This window comes from Peribacillus sp. NPDC096540, assembly GCF_050278525.1.
Lineage (GTDB): Bacteria > Bacillota > Bacilli > Bacillales > DSM-1321 > Peribacillus.
Genome location: NZ_JBNNTG010000007.1, coordinates 25346 through 43841, shown reverse-complemented (window position 1 = coordinate 43841; position 18496 = coordinate 25346). Strand labels below are relative to the sequence as shown.

Here is an 18496-nt window from a genome sequence, read left to right as displayed (position 1 = left end):
AACCACTATAAATAATGATTCAACTATCATCTTTATATTAAAAAGCCGCTTCCTCCTTAAAAAAAGTGGCAACGGCTTCATTCATAAGTGAATAATGTACATTTGTTTCTTTCCAAGGATAACTCAAGAGTAATGTAACCAAAAGTAGAACCAACAAGAAATGAAAATAAAAACCCAAACCTATTGAACTAGAACGCAAATATAACAATAATCCAGTAATCATTATTTCAATAATGATTATTATTGACGCTTTATATTTGTAACTGATAAACTATAAAATTCCTTTGGATATACATTTTATCGACAAATTTCGGATGAAACTAAAGTTGCCTTCGATAGGCAGAGCTGATTATTTTTATAGGAATTCGCTTCCCTGTCTTTATTCTGCGGCCTTAATACTCTTTTTTTGTTCTAGTGTCCTTTTATCTCATATAGAGAATCAACGGCTTAAATGTACGACAATTCAATGCTCTAGTTTCTAATTTGTAAAATGTTAAGAACATGTTAAGAACAGGTTACAAACACGTTATCCACAAAAGTTATCCACATATCCACAATTTCTATCCACATCTTGTATGAGAATATTAGTTCCCTACTAGATATATTGCCACGTTTCGACAATATTCACAGGTTGTTGATAACTGTTTTTCTTCAGAAATGAATGTTAAAACAGGGTACGTTTCACACTCATATACCACTTCATCCAACGCCATATCCACGTGTTCCTGACAGCAATATAATTCCATCATACATCCTCCTCTTCCTTATTCATTGTTACTAATAATGCTGCACCTATTTATCCACAATTTGATTGGTATCTTTATCTTTTATCAAATATCCACAAGTAATCGTATCAAAAAATAAGAAAATCGCAAGCAAAAGTAAAAGACAGGAAGTATCGGCTCCCTGTCCTTTTACTACTCTAGATTTCGCTGTTGGAAAGCGTGACTTCCGTGGTTTTTTTCTTTCCATCACGGTAATAGGTAATTTTAACCTTATCACCGATTTTCTTATCATTGTAAAGATACTTTCTTAATTCTACTACGTCATGGATTTCTTCATTATCCATTCCAACGATGACGTCAAATTCTGCTAGACCTGCTTTATCTGCTGGAGAGTTACTTTGAACACCCGTTATTGCCACACCTGCAGTAACTTTCTTAGGCAATTTCAATGTATTTTGTTGATGATATTGCGAAATTTCTTCTACAGATGCTAAATTCACACCTAAGAAAGCACGTTTAACTTCACCAAATTCCTCGATATCATTAATAATTGGAATAACCGAATCAATTGGAATGGAAAGTCCGATTCCTTCCACTGCATTTTCTGCTATCTTCATCGAATTGATTCCGATGACCTGCCCGGCCATATTAACAAGTGCCCCTCCACTGTTTCCTGGGTTAATCGCCGCATCGGTTTGAATAACCTCTGCATTCCAATCCACCTGTCCGTCTTCATTGATATCCACTTCAATTGTACGTTCCAAACCGGAAATGATCCCTTGTGTAATGGATCCAGAGAATTGAAGACCTAGCGGGTTACCAATTGCAATGACAGGCTCCCCAGGTTTCAATTTTCCAGATTTCCCGAACTCGGCAATGGTCTTAATTTTATCTCCATCTACTACAATGACGGCAAGGTCTGTCCATGGGTCGCTACCTTGTAGTTCAGCTGGCAATTTAGTTCCATCACTTAACGTGACTTCCAATTCATTTGCGTCTTCAATGACGTGATTGTTTGTAACAATATAGGCTTTACCGCCATCTTTCTTATAAACGACACCAGAACCAGTACCCGCTTCAGTAGAACTGCTCTCGTTTCTTCCCTGCTGGCCCCAGAAGGTCGTTTCCTGAATATTTGTGATGCCGACTACCGCGTCGCTAGCCTTATCAACAGCATTAGTAACGGCACTTGTCACATCTACAGACAGGCTTTGTTGCGTCTGCTTCATCGATTCACTACCAGTTGATTTTTCCGTTGTATTTCCGTTGCTTTCGTTATTCAACAGTCCACTTCCCGGAAAAGCTAATAAAATAAGTAATGCCCCAATGATGGCGCCTCCTAAGCCTGAAAGAAAATAGCTCGTATGGCTCCCTTTTCTCTTTTTGTTTTGGTTCTCATCATTCTGATCATAATAACCCAAGACAGCTCCACCCTCTCATTTTAGGAATGAATTATAGCAATTACTATTGTTTGGTATCCTCCCTTAATTATACTCATTTAACTGAGTTTTTCTAAAAAAATGTACGCCATTATTTACTGGGTAAGCTTAAAATTGAATAATATGTAGCAACTTTTCTATTTTCCTATACAGTTCTAACCAAACGGTACCCCTTTTAATCCGGTTATTAACTATCTAAGCTTATATTTTATAAATAAAAAGGAATGAACAAGGTTTCCCTCATCCATTCCTTTTATTTATAACGTAACAAGCTCTGTAGGTTTTTTCGGATCCGTATCATAAAGAGAAAATTGTTCACCGACGATGATACCCTTTGTCTTTAAAGTTTGTTCTACTGACATTCTTGCTAGGTCTTTCATATTGTTATCTAGACTCAAGTGGGCCAGGTAAATCCGCTTTGTCTTATCTCCGGCCACTTCACTCATTGCAAGAGCGGCGTCTTCATTACAAACATGACCAACATCACTTAAAATTCTGCGCTTAATGCTCCACGGATATTTCCCCATTCTCAACATAGATACATCATGATTACTTTCAAATACATAGGCATCAGCATTCGAGATAATACCTTTCATCCGATCACTTACGTATCCTGTATCAGTAATAACCACAAGCTTCTTACCTTCATGATGAAACACGTAAAACATCGGTTCTGCAGCATCATGCGATACACCAAAGGATTCTATATTAAGACTGCCGAACGTTTTGACTTGTTCCATTTCAAATGTGAATTTTTGTTCGACAGAAATTTCACCGATTGTACGCTCCATGGCATTCCATGTCTTTGCATTCGCGTATATCGGGAGTTTATGCTTCCTAGCAACCACGCCAAGACCTTTTATATGGTCGCTGTGTTCATGGGTAACAAGGATACCGGATAGCTTCGACATATCACGGCCTATATCTTGAAACAACGCTTCCAAGGCCTTACCACTTAAACCAGCGTCGACAAGAAAAGATTGATCCTCCGTTTCCACGAAAAAGGCATTTCCTGTACTCCCGCTTGCGAGAACACTAAAATGCATAGTCATCTTTACTCACTCCAGTATTTTTTCTTCTGTATTTAATTCAATGACCTCTCCATCGAAAGCATTTACAAATAGATCTGTTTCGTCATCCAAGACCACCCACCATGTTGGCACAAGTAAATGTGACACAGATGTCGTCTGCAGGGAATTATAAAAACCTAGTTGTACATTAGTCACTTTGCTTTTAGGAGCAATATCACCATGTTTATATAAAGCTCCAATAGCATTTAGGGCAGATTCCAACTCTTTGGGTTTGTTGAACTTCTCTATTCCCTCCAAATACATCTGTTCATAGGAGACAACTTCCCCCTTCTTGTTCAGATATAAAGTGACCTTACCCTTACTATTATTATAAAACATCTTTTTGTCTGATACTTGATAGCAGATAATGGTCTGGTTGATCTGGTCATAACTCCAAAAACGATAATCATTACCATTCAAGATATACTCCTTCAAGAATATCTCAACATCTGCAGCATGAATTTCTTCATTCATACTAACCGGCGTTTTAAATGTACCGACAAGGTTCATATCATCTATAATTTTCGCTTTTTGATTTTTCAGGTACTGTAAGTCTTTCTTCTCGAAATTTTTACTTTTAGCAATCAAGAATTGATCCTTCACCTTTTGTTTCGGAAGTGGAACGTCTATTGTAATCTCATCTTCTTTTAAAAGGTCTTCCGTTGAGGACTCCGTGATAATATTTTCGTATGTGTAATCATTTATTTTTTCCAAAAGTTGATAAAGCAAGAAAATGTTCAAAATGAAGAAAACCATAATGAAAATTGACTTTGTATTATTCCAATCCACTTTGATCGCCTCCCGAGTCTTCATCAAAAGGCACAATAAACCATTTATCGCCGATACGATAATACCAAGTGGGCTCAAGTGTAACAAGAGTGACAAGCTTGGAATCTAACGACTTATTTAGCTTATAACCAACCGAGATGTCCTCCACACTCTTGAAATCAATATTTTCCTTAGATTTCAACTGATTCAGAACTTCCCTGCCACTTGGTAAAGTGGCTACCGATTCTTCTGAAGGAAGGACAGAAGCAAGTGAAAAGTAGGGACGCTCGTAGCTATAAATTTCTTCTTTTCCCCAAATTTGTTCGATTTCAGTCATTCCATATTCATTGAAGGCCGGATATCCATTTACGAATAAGCGGAATACCACACGTTGCTCATTCTCCGACATATAAGCATAGCGGTAATTGCTATCTTCCCAGCCGGCATGATCATTAATAAAATCAATGCTTTTTCCCAGAAGGTCACTAGAACTCTTGCTCTTTTGTGCCGGATTAATATAAGAAATTATATAATTCTCTTTATTGATCGTCATCAGTCTTGTACCATCCGTGTATTCCTCACCGGCAGAAACTGATTCCTGGCGTACATACTTAGGATAACTAAATAACGCATCTTTCAGGTTTCCAATATCAAAGGTGTCAATATAATATTGAAATCTGTTAATCTTCATAGAATTTTCCGGAACAAACAGTGTCCTTTTACCGTTTATAGTTTGAGCTGTGTATTCAGGATATTTTATATGTGAATCATTATAGAAATCATCCATGAAATCTTTAAGTCTTTTAGTATCAACCATACTTTGGTAGATTTTCTCTTGTTCGTAAGAGACAAAATAAACCGCAGATTTATTACCACTGATATCTTTTTGTTTAATGATGATGCGATCAAAAGAAAAGCCAGGCAATTCCTTATCCGCAATATCCAATACCGTTTTATAGAGGGAGATTGGAACATCATCGGAAAATTCGATTTCCACCGATCCCTCTTCATGAACAAAATCATCAAATTTCCTTTGAAGCCTTTTCATGGATAACTCTTTTACGCCGGTAAAACGCCATTGAGAAAATTCTTTCTCCATTTTATCTATTTCTACAGGATCGGATGTCTGGAAATGTTGACCATTGCTGTGAAAAATGATACTAACCGGTTTAATGACATCACTGACAATCTGCACATCACTTTTAATCCTTATAAGATCATCCCCTGATTGGTCAAACTGATCATATTCAGGCTCGTACGTCCAAATACTCCAAGTCAAAAAAATACTAGTCCCAACTAAAATAATCAGTATTATACTTTTCGCACGTTCCAAATTCATGACCAATCATCCTCTTCTTCCTGTTCGTAAGGAAGTGTAAAGAACACCGTAGTTCCTTTTCCATCCACACTTTCCGCCCAAATTTTCCCGCCATGCGCCACGACCATTTCTTTCGCAATCGCTAAACCAAGTCCAGTCCCACCAAGGTTTCGTGACCTTGCTTTATCCACACGGTAAAATCGGTCAAATATTTTATCAATGACATTTTTCGGAATTCCCACTCCTTGATCAGTAATACTGACAACGATAAAACTTTCAGCTGCCCTGACACGGAAGGTCACTTGACCACCTTCAGGAGAGTACTTTAATGAGTTGGAGATTACATTATAGAGAACCTGGGTGATTTTATCTTCATCAATATCTACAAAATAAGCATCCTTAAGCAGATCACGCTTAAACGTGATATCATCATTTTTCGTCATTTCAAATCGATCGATAATATGGTCATAGAATTTATTGAAATTCACCCAGCCCGTTTTAAGCCGATAGTCTTTACTGTCCATTTTTGAAAGCTGTAACAGGTCATTTACAAGCCTGATCATTCGCTCTGTTTCATTTTGCGTGACACTTAAAAAGGCAGGAGCGATCTCCTCTTCCTTCCAAGCCCCATCCGCCAATGCCTCCAGGTAGCTCCTCATTGTTGTAAGCGGTGTTCTTAGCTCATGCGACACGTTGGCAACAAATTCCCTACGTTCACCCTCAATTTTCTCTTGTTCTGTGATATCATGCAAAACAGTGATCAATCCATTAACGAATCCCGTTTCCTTTTGAATAACTGAAAAGTTACCTCTCAAAATGAACGGCCGATCCTTTTTGCTGTAATCAAGGATTACGGACTCTCGTTCTTCTAGTAAATCCTCAAATTTATATTCTTCTTCAAGGCCCAAAACCTCAATGATAGGTTGGTTCATGACGGTTTCATGTGAGACATTCAGTAATCGTGCAGCCGGTTCATTAATCAAGTTCACTCTACCGCGTCTATCAGTTGAAATAACACCGTCTGTCATATTGGTGAGGACAGATGAAAGTTTACGTCGTTCTCCCTCTGTGCTAGATTGCGACTCTTGAAGTTTTTTAGTCAAATTATTGAAAGTGACAGCAAGTTGACCTATTTCGTCATCGCCATATACTCTAACTTTTCTAGAGAAATTCCCTTTCGCCATCACCAATGCCTGTTTTCTCATATCCGACATGGGCCGAGTGATAGTCCGTGCCAGCAGGATTCCTAAGATAGCCGTAATGACCAGTGCAATAGCCGTACCCGTCATAAAGATACTATTGATTTCATCCATCTGTTCAAAGACGTTCTCCATCTCAGCTATGACATAGACAGCACCAATGACCTCATCATTTGCTTCAATAGGTGTCGAAAGAACCCAGACCCGTCTGCCTGTTTTCTGATCCCGAAATACATCACTATCTTCTTTTCCATAAATGAGCGTATTCTTAATAAGGACCTCTGTTGTCTTCTTCCCTACAATATCCTGGTTACTTGGGGCTGAAGTTCCGATCACGCGTCTGCTGCGGGTGTCGATAACACGTACTTCCGAAATATCATTCGATGAATTATCGCGATCCTTCAGTATCGTATTAATCGCTTCTTCGAGGGTTGGGTCTTCCTCACCCCTCTCTTTTTCCATTTCTTCACCAATACTGTAGGTAAGCAAGTTAACGTGGCCTTTTATCGATTTCGTAAAGTTCCCGACAAGATTTTCTTCCAATTCCCCAACAAAATAAACCCCGATTATTTGCATAGCTACGAAAATAAGCAACACATAAATCAGAACAAATTTAAAATGAATTGAACGAAAAAAACCAACCTTTTTCATAAGAACTACTCCTGTTCAGGGTTACGCAAGTAATAACCGACCCCTCTTCTAGTTACAATCCAACCCGGATGACTTGGATTATCTTCAATCTTCTCACGAAGACGTCTAACCGTTACATCGACTGTCCGTACATCTCCAAAGTAATCATATCCCCAAACGGTTTGTAATAAGTGCTCCCTTGTCATAACCTGGCCGATATGCTTTGCTAAATAATGAAGCAATTCAAATTCGCGATGAGTCAATTCAATCGTGTCGCCACGCTTAGAAACCACATAGGCATCAGGATGGATAGTAAGAGTGCCTATTGTAATTTCCTTCGGTTCATTTTCTTGATCCGGAACCGGGACAGCTTGCTGGCGTCTTAAATTCGCCTTAACACGGGCGATTATTTCCCGGGTACTAAATGGCTTTGTCACATAGTCATCTGCACCAAGCTCTAACCCTAATACTTTATCTATCTCAGAATCCTTAGCCGTTAACATGATGATTGGCGTTTCATATTTCTTTCTTACTTCTCTACAAACTTCCATCCCATCACGCTGTGGTAGCATGATATCAAGCAAAATCAAATCTGGCTGCCGTTCTTCTACCATTTTAAGAGCTTCGTTGCCATCATAAGCACAAAAAACCTCATAACCTTCTTTTTTTAAATTGAATTGTAAAATATCCGCGATTGGCTTTTCATCATCCACTACCAAAATTTTCTTATCCATGTACTTATCTCCTTTTTAATAACTAAACTAAATCTATTAAAAACCTTGTCCTTATCCGGGACCTTTTTTCATATTCTCCTACTGATTACACCGACCTATCATCTTAGTCCAACAAAGTTCTCTATATATACCCTATAAAAAGGTCTAAACACCTAAACGTAAGCAAATTGTATCTATTATACTTTATCATTTTACAGGCATTAAATCACCTTTTTCCTATTATTCTCATCTTTGTATGTAGCAGAAGAAGTCTTCGAATATTTTTCGAAGACTTCCATCAATTACTGACTTATATAATTTAGCGGATTTGCAAGAGACCCGTTTTTATATACTTCAAAATGAAGGTGGACACCAGTGGAATGGCCTGTTGAGCCCATCATCCCAATTTTCATTCCTTTTCCAACCTTTTGTCCTGCTTTTATATCTATTGAATCTAAATGGGCATACAACGTTTTAAACCCATTATTATGATTGATTATTACCTTATTACCATAACCTCCGGAGTCTCCTGCGAATTCGACTATTCCATGATCGGCTGCCGTGATGGTCCTAGTTGTTGGTCGGGCTATATCTATTCCTTTATGTAGTTTCCCCCAGCGCTGACCCTGCTTACTAGAAATATAGCCCCCATCTGCAGGCCACGCATAGGTGCCGCTTCCGTTTGATGGAATGACCTTTGTTCCTTTTCTAGTGATCTCTGTGATCGCTTTTTCCGTAACTTCTTTTTTTACGATAGTTTCACTGATTTTTTTACCATTTGTTTCTTCAACTGTATAGGTGAAAGCCTGAATGCCATCGTTACCCTCTTGTTCAATAACGAGCTCATCCTTCAGAAGATCATCATCCTTTTTTACTTTCTTTTCAAAAGGAATCCCCTCTTCTTTCAAAACTTCTCTTTCTACCATTACGTTCACATAGGGTGTAGTTTGGGTCACATAGACGCTCTCTCCTGCTTTAAGCCCAATATCCTTATCAAGGCCCGGGTTTAGCTTCAACAGTTGAATTAGGTCCATATCATGCTTATTAGCAACCTCTTCAAGTTCCTCATCTTCCTTAACCTCATAGATAGCCTGTTCTTCTTTTCCTTCTTCTATCATGGAAAGGGTCTTGTTAACCGTCATAATCTCATCAGGATCAACTGCAGTTTCATTAAACGTAATTGGAAGCGAAAATTCGATATTTAGAATTCTGCTTCCTGGTTCTTTTAACGTTTCAACCGTATCCGATTCACTTTCTTTCTTGCTGGATTCATATTCAGCGTATTCTTCCTCATCTACATATAATAAGGTGATTTTTTCCACAACTTCCTCAGCATCTTCCTTAGAAGGAACATAAGCGACCACCTGATTATCAATGTTAATCTCATACGCGTCTGCCTTTACATCCAACTGATCGTCAATTTCCTTTAAGACTTGGTCCTCTTTTACTTCTTCACTAAATACTTCTTCCCCCACAAATGCTAACTGCGTATCACTATCAAATGTATAGTCAGGATAATCCGCCTCTGCTTCTGCAACTTTATCCGCTACAATCTTTTCTATTTCCGCTTCATCCGTTACACTTCCCACGAATTCATTGTTAAGATAAACATGCTGAATGGTTGTAGTTTCCGAAACCCCTGCAGCTGTTGCTCGATTTCCTGAAAGCAATAATATTATGGATATCATAAACAGCAAGATTCCTTTATTTTTTGAGATAAACATATATTGTCCTCCTTAAACGGCCCAGTCACCAATTAAGAAACTAATCAATTTATATGAGATATATTAGTTCAATTTCAATATTCACGCGTACATGACTAATTTCTATAACCATTTTTCCACTCATAACTCTATCATAATAATAAAAAAATCAAGAAATAGACTTCATAATGTAATAGAACTGTATAAATGGTGACAACAAGTACCAATAAATATTTTTTCAGAAAAGATATCTTTCTAAATAAAAATGGAGGTAGACGTAAGCCTGATAAGGAATAGCGAACCATTTATATAAATGGTCAAAATTGGATTGTTACAAATTGATAACAATCTATTAACAGGATTTAACCCGTTTGTAAATTAATATATAACAAAAAAAGCGCCATGAAAGGCGCTTTTCAAAAGGATGGCTCAGGACGGAATCGAACCGCCGACACAAGGATTTTCAGTCCTTTGCTCTACCGACTGAGCTACTGAGCCAAATATTCTATTTCAAAATGAAAAATTCATATAAAAAATAAAATGGCGGTCCCGACGGGAATCGAACCCGCGATCTCCTGCGTGACAGGCAGGCATGTTAACCGCTACACCACGGGACCAGCAAATAAATAATATAAAGAAGTGACCCATACGGGATTCGAACCCGTGTTACCGCCGTGAAAGGGCGGTGTCTTAACCGCTTGACCAATGGGCCGAAAAAAAATGGTGAGCCATGAAGGATTCGAACCTTCGACCCTCTGATTAAAAGTCAGATGCTCTACCAACTGAGCTAATGGCTCGTTCTAATAAATTTTTGCCATATAATTTTCGGATGTTCTGTTTACATCTTGCAATATGTAAACTCCGTAACTCGACGCTACTCTTGGAAGCTTCACTTGTTGCTCTACCGTGTTAATGGCTTGTTCTATTGTGACGACGCTTTTGATAATATCATAGTTTTTATTGTTTATGCAATAGTTTTTTAAAATAAAAAAATTTTTTTTATTTTTTTTCCTTTTCACTACTGTTTTAAACAAAAGTAACATGCTAACCAATTGCAAACCTTACACCAACAAGGAGTTTAATTTAAATAAAAAAAGCCGGCAAAAAAGCCGGCTCTTTTTTCATGAATTACGCTAGACGCCAAGGGCTTCTCACGATGTTTGTTTGGTTACGGTCAGGACCGACAGAGAAAGTAGTCAAAGGAATGCCTACTAATTGAGATACGCGCTCTACATAGTGACGAGCGTTCTCTGGTAGTTCATCCAATGATTTGCATCCCGTGATGTCTTCTGACCAGCCTGGCAGCTCTTCATAGACTGGTGTACATTCGCCAATCGCTTTCAAAGTCGCTGGAACCTCATGAATGATTTCGCCTTTGTATTCATAAGCCACACAAATTTTGACCGTATCAAGACCTGATAACACGTCAATGGAGTTTAAAGATAAATCGGTAATGCCACTGACACGGCGTGCATGGCGAACGACAACAGCGTCAAACCAGCCGACACGGCGCGGTCTGCCTGTAGTGGTACCATATTCACGGCCTACTTCACGGATTTGATTACCGACTTCATCATGTAATTCTGTAGGGAAAGGACCATCACCCACACGGCTTGTATATGCTTTACATACTCCAACCACATGGTTAATTTTCGTAGGTCCAACACCTGAACCAATCGTTACGCCGCCTGCAACTGGGTTAGATGAGGTAACAAATGGGTATGTTCCTTGATCTATATCAAGCATAACCCCTTGAGCGCCTTCAAATAATACGCGTTTTCCTTCATCAAGTGCGTCATTCAATACAACGGATGTATCACAAACATATTTCTGCACTTGTTGTCCGTACTCATAGTATTCTTCTAAGATATCTTCGATTTTAAAACCTTCTGTTTCATAAAAACGTTCAAACATGCGGTTTTTTTCGACAAGGTTTTGAGACAATTTTTCTTCAAAAATTTCACGGTCCAAAAGATCTGCCATACGGATGCCGTTACGAGCAGCTTTGTCCATATAAGCAGGGCCGATTCCTTTTTTCGTCGTACCGATTTTATTAGCACCTTTACGATCTTCTTCAACTTCATCCAATTTGATATGGTAAGGAAGAATGACATGTGCACGATTAGAGATACGAAGATTATCCGTGCTCACTCCGTGACTATGTAAATATGCAAGCTCTTCTACAAGCGCTTTCGGATCAACTACCATTCCATTTCCAATAACACAAATTTTATCACTATAAAAAATCCCCGACGGAATTAAATGCAGTTTATAAGTAACACCGTTAAATTTAATCGTATGTCCTGCATTATTCCCACCTTGATAACGAGCAATGGCTTCCGCATTCTGGGATAGAAAATCTGTTATTTTACCTTTACCTTCGTCTCCCCATTGTGTACCGACTACTACAACTGATGACATCTGAATAAAGCACCTCCAAAGGATCACGTAATACCGGTTATTAACCGGTTCTTATCAAACAAAACTATTTTATCAATAATTCAAAGTGGAAGTCAATACAAAATCCGAACATTATATAATTTAAAAAATAATTCGTTCGTAAATATGCATTTCACCTACTTTCTTAAAGTGTTAATATAAGGTATTAACCTTCTATAGCGTTTTTGCATACTGGTTAATTTTGAAAAACAAAACAGATTATCACATGAAAACGATTGGGTTTTTTCTTATCTTTTTATTGAAAGGGAAGGAAGCACCTAAGATGAAAATAGCGCTTTTAAGCATTTATGGCGGCTTTTTATTTCTCATTTGTATTTTCTCTTCAATATTTCAATATCATGTATTTTACCCATGGAAATCCTTTATTATTTACTGTGGATTTTTCTTTTTTATCATTTACTTCATAAAAACAGCCCGTCACTTCAAAAGTGGCGGGCTGTTTTCTATGAATAACATTAAATCTATTTAAGCCCCAGGAGACATCGAGTCATCATCGAAGCGCCGTTCTAGGTTAACGAATTTATTGTATTCTTTAACGAATGCAAGAGAAACCGTCCCAACAGGACCATTACGCTGTTTAGCAATAATGATTTCGATAATATTCTTATTCTCAGATTCTTTATCATAGTAATCATCACGATATAAGAATGCCACGATATCAGCATCTTGCTCAATACTCCCTGATTCCCGGATATCTGACATCATAGGGCGCTTGTCTTGGCGCTGCTCCACTCCACGGGAGAGCTGGGAAAGGGCAATAACGGGCACTTCTAGTTCACGAGCAAGCGCTTTGAGTGAACGAGAAATCTCCGATACTTCTTGCTGACGATTGTCGCCTGAACGGCCGTCCCCTTGAATCAATTGCAGGTAATCAATCAATATCATGCCAAGTCCATGTTCCTGCTTCAAACGACGGCATTTTGAACGAATTTCCCCAATCCGGACTCCTGGCGTATCATCAATATAAATACCGGCATTCGACAAGCTTCCCATCGCCATTGTTAGCTTGCGCCAGTCCTCATCTGTTAAGGAGCCTGTCCGCAAATTCTGAGCGTTAATATTTCCTTCCGCGCAAAGCATACGCATAACAAGCTGTTCGGAACCCATCTCAAGACTAAAAATCGCAACGTTCTCCTCTGTTTTCGTAGCAACATTTTGAGCGATGTTCAAAGCAAAAGCGGTCTTACCGACAGAGGGACGAGCACCCACAATAATGAGGTCATTGCGTTGAAAACCTGCTGTCATTCGATCCAGTTCAGCAAATCCGGTCGGAATTCCTGTGACATCACCTTTACGGGTGGTCAATACCTCGATGTTATCGTAAGTCCGTACTAATACATCCTTAATATTTTGAAAAGACCCGGAATTTTTCCGCTGGGCTACTTCCATGATCGTTTTTTCTGCTTCCCCAAGCAGCTCCTCGACCTCGTCCTCGCGGCTGTATCCTTCCTGAGCAATATTCGTTGCCGTCCTTATCAATCGACGTAGTAACGACTTCTCTTCAACAATGCGGGCATAATATTCAATATTAGCTGCGGTAGGTACCGACCCGGCCAATTCACTTAAATATGAAACCCCACCCACTTCTTCAAGGTTCTTTGCAGCGGCTAGTTCTTCGGTCACCGTAATCAAATCGACAGCTTTTCCTTCGTCATTCAGCTTAATCATCACATTAAAGATTTTTTGATGCGAGCTTCTATAGAAATCTTCTGGAATCAAAACTTCCGATGTAACAGTTAGTGAAGAAGGCTCTAAAAAAATGGCCCCTAGCACAGCTTGTTCTGCTTCTATATTTTGAGGGGGAATTCTATCTTGAAATTGTTCTATCAAATCTTAAAACCTCCCAATCTAAGAGGATACTTTTTGCTTATTTATATGTTTCTAGTTAAAAAGAAAAAAGTGAAAGGACAACATGCCCAATCACATTTTTTCGTCTATCTCTATTTTATCAATTTTTCACAGATATGAAACAGCTAAAATTAGTTAATTTCTTTCACTTGCACTGTGAGTGTTGCGGTAACCTCAGGATGAAGCTTTACAGGAAGCTTCGTATGTCCTAAAGAACGAATTCCGTCACCAAGCTCCATTTTACGTTTATCAATCTTGATGCCATGTTTTTTCTGAAGCTCTGATGCAATTTGTTTAGTCGTGATAGAACCGAATAAACGCCCGCCTTCTCCGGCTTTAGCAGATAATTCAACAGTTAATTTCTCCAATTGTTGTTTCAGTTCTTCAGCATGTTGTAGTTCTTCGGCAGCAAGCGACTCTTCTTTATTCTTCTGCGCTTCCAAAGTTTTCACATTTGTATTATTTGCTTCAACAGCTAATCCTTGTTTAATCAGGAAATTATGTGCATAACCATCTGCCACATTTTTGACTTCCCCTTTTTTTCCTTTACCTTTAACATCTTTTAGAAATATAACTCTCATTCTTTTTGTCCCCCTTCTAAATAATCATCAATTGCTGCTTTTAATCGACTTTCGGCTTCTTCAATAGAACATGCCTGTTGAGTAGCGGCATTTGTTAAATGTCCGCCTCCATTCAACATTTCCATGATCACCTGGACATTGATATCTCCGAGAGAACGTGCACTTATGCCAACTGTATCATCAGATCGCCTAGCCATTACAAAGGACGCAACAACGCCGTCCATGGTCAAAAGCGTGTCTGCTGCCTGAGCAATGAGCACCTGATTGTGGACCTGATCAGTTTTTGCCGATGCAATTGCAATACCCTTTTTATAGAAGATAACCTCTTCAATCAGCTTCGACCGTTTAATATAGGTGTCCACGTCTTCCTTTAAGAATTTCTGAACAAGTACCGTGTCTGCTCCATGAGCTCTTAAATAAGAGGCTGCATCGAATGTTCGTGAACCGGTTCTTAAAGTAAAACTTTTCGTATCGACAATAATCCCAGCAAGCAGTGCCGTAGACTCAAGCATATCAATTTTGCTGCGTTTTGGCTGATATTCAAGCAGTTCAGTCACAAGTTCAGCTGTTGAGGATGCATATGGCTCCATATAAACGAGCAATGAGTTTTTGATAAACTCCTCACCTCGGCGATGGTGGTCAATGACAACTACCTTATCAATCCTATTTAATAATCGCTCTTCAATCACCATTGAAGGTTTATGTGTATCAACTACAACGAGCAACGTTTCATCTGTAATCATTTCAAATGCTTCTTCGGGAGTTATAAACCGTGCATACAACTCCTCTTTATTTTTAATTTCTTCCATTAAACGAAGGACACTGCTATCAAGTTGCTGTGTGTTTATGACAATATATCCGTCACGTTCATTCATTTGAGCCACTTTTAAAATACCGATGGCTGAACCTATTGCGTCCATATCCGGATTTTTATGGCCCATGACAATGACTTTATCGCTATCCAAGACTATATCCTTTAATGCATGAGAAATGACGCGTGCACGGACCCTCGTGCGTTTTTCCATTGGATTGGTTTTACCACCATAAAATTTCACTTTTCCGTTTGCCTGCTTAATGGCAACTTGATCTCCGCCCCGCCCCAAGGCTAGGTCTAAGCTGGACTGGGCAAGCGATCCTAGTTCCGGTAGGGAAGATACAGCCGAGCCGACCCCAATGCTCAAGGTCAGTGGTACATTTTGCTTGGCGGTCGTTTCCCTAATTTCATCTAAAATCGTGAATTTACCCTTTTCAAGTTGATGAAGGATATGTTCATTAAAAACAGCGATAAACCGTTCCGAGGAAACCCGTTTAAAGAAAACGCCATTATCCCTTGCCCATTTATCAAGAAGTGAGGTAACCAAACTGTTTATGCTACTTTTACGCTGATCATCCATTCCCTGTGTCAAATCATCATAATTATCAAGCAGAATAATGGCGATTGCTGTCCGCTCATCTTCATATAATTTTTCAATTTCAACTTGCTCTGTTACATCAAAAAAGTAAAGAAGTCGTTCCTCACGCTTATGGACCACTTTGAATTTCCGGTCATGGAGTGTAAGCGTCTCTGTCTCAATCTCTTGCTTAATTAACGGTACAATTGAATCAGCGACATCGTAGAGTGATCTTCCCGCTAATGAATCTTCACTAAAACATGAAGCAAGAAATGGATTGGTCCATTCAATATAAAAATCGTCATTAAAGAGCATAATCCCTATTGGCATTTCCAGTAACGCTTCCTCACCGACCTTCTTTAGACGGTAGGATAACGTTGTTATATATTCTTCTGTCTTACGCTGTTTTTTTTCTTCCACTTTTAAAGTTAAATAAAATAAACCAGCAAGAATCAATAATCCAACAAGTGCAACAACCCAATTATAATACGCCAGTACGCCCAAAAGTAACAAGCCTGCAGCCAGCACCCCATATAACGGGGACTTAATCGAGTACTCTTTCAAATAAGATGGCATAGTTTCAGCTCCTAAAAGCATCTGTTTTACAAGGACTATTCCTTTTTCTTGATTGTCTCCCTGAAAGGAAATCCTAAATCTATTATACCTAAAAATCGAATGATGGTTGAGAAAATTGGATGTAAAAACGAAATAACCACGATCAAAATAGGTATAACTTTAGTCCAAGACTTCACATGACCGATATAAAATACCAGTGAATATCCTTGTATCAAAATGAAAAACTGCAGGATAAAAAATAGGTTTGTTATGGCCATATATACAAAACTATCCTTGTCCGTATTCACAAAAAGAGCCAGAAGCATCGTAATTAAATAATACCATAAAAGACTTTTCGGAAGTCGCAGATCTCGAAAATGGGGCCACTTTAGCTTTTTATCGCTGAACCTCTTCAAGATAGGATGGGCCGCAAAGAAAATCAGTAACACCATGATGACGGAAGTGATAACGAACAAACTTGGCATAAGCGTGTTCAGCAAATCTATTGTTTCATACATTCTCTTTTTGATTTGCTCTGTCGATGCCTGATCAAAGGATTCCATGATCCCAACAGATGAATCAATGGACTCCTCAAACATGTCCATCGATTTTTCTATGTAGTTTACATCGAATACTAATACCGATGCCGCATATATTAATAACGTCCCCCCTAGAAATACAAGGACAGTGCTTATAAACATAGGTGCCATTGGTTTATCTTTTTTCAAAAAATAACCAATGGTAATACCCGTTGCCCCCATAAGCAAGGTCATCGGCACGGATAATATCGTCGCGATAAGTATCGACAATAGCGAAGCAACAAATAAATACCCCAAAGCCCATGATATCTTTTGTTTATTTGTCACCAGAATGAAAGGAATGGGCAAAAAGAAAAGAGTGATGATGCCCACTATTGGGATATAAACTGTGATGAACAATAATATACAATATAGTGCTAAGAGGGCTCCGCCCTCTGCAATTCTTCTGCCGCTATTCATTTATTTTTCACCCCCAGTTGTCTAAAAATAATGTCTCAGTCTCCATCTTTATATTGTATCCGTTAAGCATAGGATATTTCAAACATCACAATCTTTTTTCATGAAATAGAATTTTTCCTTTGGAAAGAGACTATTTTCGTTTATAAAAATTTCTTCAAAAAACAAAAAAAACCGCATTTTAGCGGATTTTTAATAAAAGGGCTTTATACGTCACTCCTATCAGAATAAAAAAAGCACATTAAGGACTGCTCCTCAATGTGCCTATTTATTATTCACCAGATACGTATGGTAGTAATGCCATAGTACGTGAGCGTTTAATAGCAATCGTTAATTTACGTTGATATTTAGCGCTTGTGCCAGTTACACGACGTGGTAAAATTTTACCGCGTTCTGAGACGAATTTTTTAAGAAGATCTACATCTTTGTAATCAATTTTAGTGATTCCGTTAGATGTGAAATAACAAACCTTTTTACGCTTACCGCGTCCTTTACGTCCACCCATTGCCATAATAAATTTCCCTCCCTGCTTTTTGAAATTTCATTTTAAACGGATGTTTAAAACGGAAGATCGTCATCTGAAATGTCGATTGTTTTACCGTCATTTGCAAATGGATCATCATCTACACGAGTGTAGTTGTTGTTGCTCCGTTGATTCTGATTAGGATTTTGTCCATACGAATTGTTGTCATTTCCGTTATTATTGTTGTTATAACTTCTTTGACCTCCACCGTAAGAACCGCCTTCATTTCTTTCACCCGCTGAACTGCTTCGTGGTTCAAGGAATTGAACGCTCTCAGCCAGAATCTCCGTCACATATACGCGTTTGCCGTCTTGTCCTTCATAATTACGTGTTTGGACACGTCCATCCACGCCAGCTAAACTGCCTTTTTTCAAGAAGTTAGCTACATTTTCTGCCGGTTTACGCCAAACTACACAGTTAATGAAATCCGCTTCACGTTCACCCTGCTGATTCGTAAAACCACGGTTCACAGCCAAAGTAAAGGTAGCCACAGGAACTCCATTAGGTGTATATCGTAATTCAGGATCTTTAGTTAAGCGTCCTACCAAAACTACGCGATTCATCATCAGAATCAACCC

General features: G+C 38.7%; 15 protein-coding genes and 4 tRNA genes. All 19 read right to left on the bottom strand.

Annotation, left to right across the window (positions count from 1 at the left end; all coding sequences use genetic code 11):
• Positions 1-584: 584 nt before the first annotated feature.
• Positions 585-746, bottom strand: a complete 162-nt coding sequence (locus ACQKMR_RS08935) for a CxxH/CxxC protein (protein WP_082527454.1) — start codon at positions 744-746, stop codon at positions 585-587.
• Positions 747-922: 176 nt separating this feature from the next.
• A complete protein-coding gene (locus ACQKMR_RS08930; protein WP_427696978.1) occupies positions 923-2146 on the bottom strand; it encodes a S1C family serine protease in 1224 nt (407 codons plus the stop codon).
• Between the two features lie 275 nt (positions 2147-2421).
• A complete protein-coding gene (locus ACQKMR_RS08925) occupies positions 2422-3216 on the bottom strand; it encodes an MBL fold metallo-hydrolase (protein ID WP_427696977.1) in 795 nt (264 codons plus the stop codon).
• A 6-nt stretch (positions 3217-3222) separates the two neighbouring features.
• On the bottom strand, positions 3223-4023 hold the full coding sequence (locus ACQKMR_RS08920; RefSeq protein ID WP_427696976.1) for a two-component system regulatory protein YycI: 801 nt from the start codon (positions 4021-4023) through the stop codon (positions 3223-3225).
• Complete coding sequence (locus ACQKMR_RS08915; RefSeq protein WP_427696975.1) at positions 4010-5341, bottom strand: YycH family regulatory protein; 1332 nt, start codon at positions 5339-5341, stop codon at positions 4010-4012. Before ACQKMR_RS08915 ends, ACQKMR_RS08920 begins: the two co-directional genes overlap by 14 nt.
• Positions 5338-7170, bottom strand: coding sequence for a cell wall metabolism sensor histidine kinase WalK (walK, locus tag ACQKMR_RS08910; RefSeq protein ID WP_427696974.1), 1833 nt, complete (start codon positions 7168-7170; stop codon positions 5338-5340). Before walK ends, ACQKMR_RS08915 begins: the two co-directional genes overlap by 4 nt.
• 5 nt (positions 7171-7175) lie before the next feature.
• On the bottom strand, positions 7176-7883 hold the full coding sequence (gene yycF / locus ACQKMR_RS08905; RefSeq protein ID WP_034316131.1) for a response regulator YycF: 708 nt from the start codon (positions 7881-7883) through the stop codon (positions 7176-7178).
• A gap of 281 nt (positions 7884-8164) precedes the next feature.
• Positions 8165-9586, bottom strand: a complete 1422-nt coding sequence (locus tag ACQKMR_RS08900; protein WP_427696973.1) for a peptidoglycan DD-metalloendopeptidase family protein — start codon at positions 9584-9586, stop codon at positions 8165-8167.
• Between the two features lie 404 nt (positions 9587-9990).
• Positions 9991-10063: transfer RNA gene (locus tag ACQKMR_RS08895), tRNA-Phe, on the bottom strand.
• A 43-nt stretch (positions 10064-10106) separates the two neighbouring features.
• Positions 10107-10182 (bottom strand) — tRNA-Asp (locus tag ACQKMR_RS08890).
• Between the two features lie 23 nt (positions 10183-10205).
• Positions 10206-10277 (bottom strand) — tRNA-Glu (locus tag ACQKMR_RS08885).
• Positions 10278-10286: 9 nt separating this feature from the next.
• A tRNA-Lys gene (locus tag ACQKMR_RS08880) sits at positions 10287-10362 on the bottom strand.
• Positions 10363-10693: 331 nt separating this feature from the next.
• A complete protein-coding gene (locus tag ACQKMR_RS08875; RefSeq protein WP_427696972.1) occupies positions 10694-11986 on the bottom strand; it encodes an adenylosuccinate synthase in 1293 nt (430 codons plus the stop codon).
• Between the two features lie 504 nt (positions 11987-12490).
• Positions 12491-13855: a replicative DNA helicase gene (dnaB, locus tag ACQKMR_RS08870; protein ID WP_427696971.1), complete on the bottom strand. Its 1365-nt coding sequence runs from the start codon at positions 13853-13855 to the stop codon at positions 12491-12493.
• A gap of 149 nt (positions 13856-14004) precedes the next feature.
• Positions 14005-14454 carry a 50S ribosomal protein L9 gene (rplI, locus tag ACQKMR_RS08865; RefSeq protein WP_427696970.1) on the bottom strand — a complete coding sequence of 150 codons (450 nt, stop codon included), beginning with the start codon at positions 14452-14454 and terminating at the stop codon, positions 14005-14007.
• A complete protein-coding gene (locus tag ACQKMR_RS08860; protein WP_427696969.1) occupies positions 14451-16421 on the bottom strand; it encodes a DHH family phosphoesterase in 1971 nt (656 codons plus the stop codon). Before ACQKMR_RS08860 ends, rplI begins: the two co-directional genes overlap by 4 nt.
• Positions 16422-16456: 35 nt before the next feature.
• The gene (locus tag ACQKMR_RS08855) at positions 16457-17398 is read right to left on the bottom strand and encodes a YybS family protein (RefSeq protein ID WP_427696968.1); all 942 of its coding nucleotides are present in this window, start codon (positions 17396-17398) and stop codon (positions 16457-16459) included.
• A 268-nt stretch (positions 17399-17666) separates the two neighbouring features.
• On the bottom strand, positions 17667-17906 hold the full coding sequence (gene rpsR, locus ACQKMR_RS08850) for a 30S ribosomal protein S18 (RefSeq protein ID WP_034316147.1): 240 nt from the start codon (positions 17904-17906) through the stop codon (positions 17667-17669).
• Between the two features lie 47 nt (positions 17907-17953).
• Positions 17954-18484 carry a single-stranded DNA-binding protein gene (gene ssb, locus ACQKMR_RS08845; protein ID WP_427588975.1) on the bottom strand — a complete coding sequence of 177 codons (531 nt, stop codon included), beginning with the start codon at positions 18482-18484 and terminating at the stop codon, positions 17954-17956.
• Positions 18485-18496: the final 12 nt, after the last annotated feature.

Coding starts and splice junctions, on each gene's coding strand:
- ACQKMR_RS08915 (WP_427696975.1), bottom strand. CDS start 5,341: ATGAATTTGGAACGTGCGAAAAGTATAATACTGATTATTTTAGTTGGG.
- ssb (WP_427588975.1), bottom strand. CDS start 18,484: ATGATGAATCGCGTAGTTTTGGTAGGACGCTTAACTAAAGATCCTGAA.
- yycF (WP_034316131.1), bottom strand. CDS start 7,883: ATGGATAAGAAAATTTTGGTAGTGGATGATGAAAAGCCAATCGCGGAT.
- ACQKMR_RS08935 (WP_082527454.1), bottom strand. CDS start 746: ATGGAATTATATTGCTGTCAGGAACACGTGGATATGGCGTTGGATGAA.
- ACQKMR_RS08855 (WP_427696968.1), bottom strand. CDS start 17,398: ATGAATAGCGGCAGAAGAATTGCAGAGGGCGGAGCCCTCTTAGCACTA.
- rplI (WP_427696970.1), bottom strand. CDS start 14,454: ATGAGAGTTATATTTCTAAAAGATGTTAAAGGTAAAGGAAAAAAAGGG.
- rpsR (WP_034316147.1), bottom strand. CDS start 17,906: ATGGCAATGGGTGGACGTAAAGGACGCGGTAAGCGTAAAAAGGTTTGT.
- ACQKMR_RS08925 (WP_427696977.1), bottom strand. CDS start 3,216: ATGACTATGCATTTTAGTGTTCTCGCAAGCGGGAGTACAGGAAATGCC.
- ACQKMR_RS08875 (WP_427696972.1), bottom strand. CDS start 11,986: ATGTCATCAGTTGTAGTAGTCGGTACACAATGGGGAGACGAAGGTAAA.
- ACQKMR_RS08860 (WP_427696969.1), bottom strand. CDS start 16,421: ATGCCATCTTATTTGAAAGAGTACTCGATTAAGTCCCCGTTATATGGG.
- ACQKMR_RS08900 (WP_427696973.1), bottom strand. CDS start 9,586: ATGTTTATCTCAAAAAATAAAGGAATCTTGCTGTTTATGATATCCATA.
- walK (WP_427696974.1), bottom strand. CDS start 7,170: ATGAAAAAGGTTGGTTTTTTTCGTTCAATTCATTTTAAATTTGTTCTG.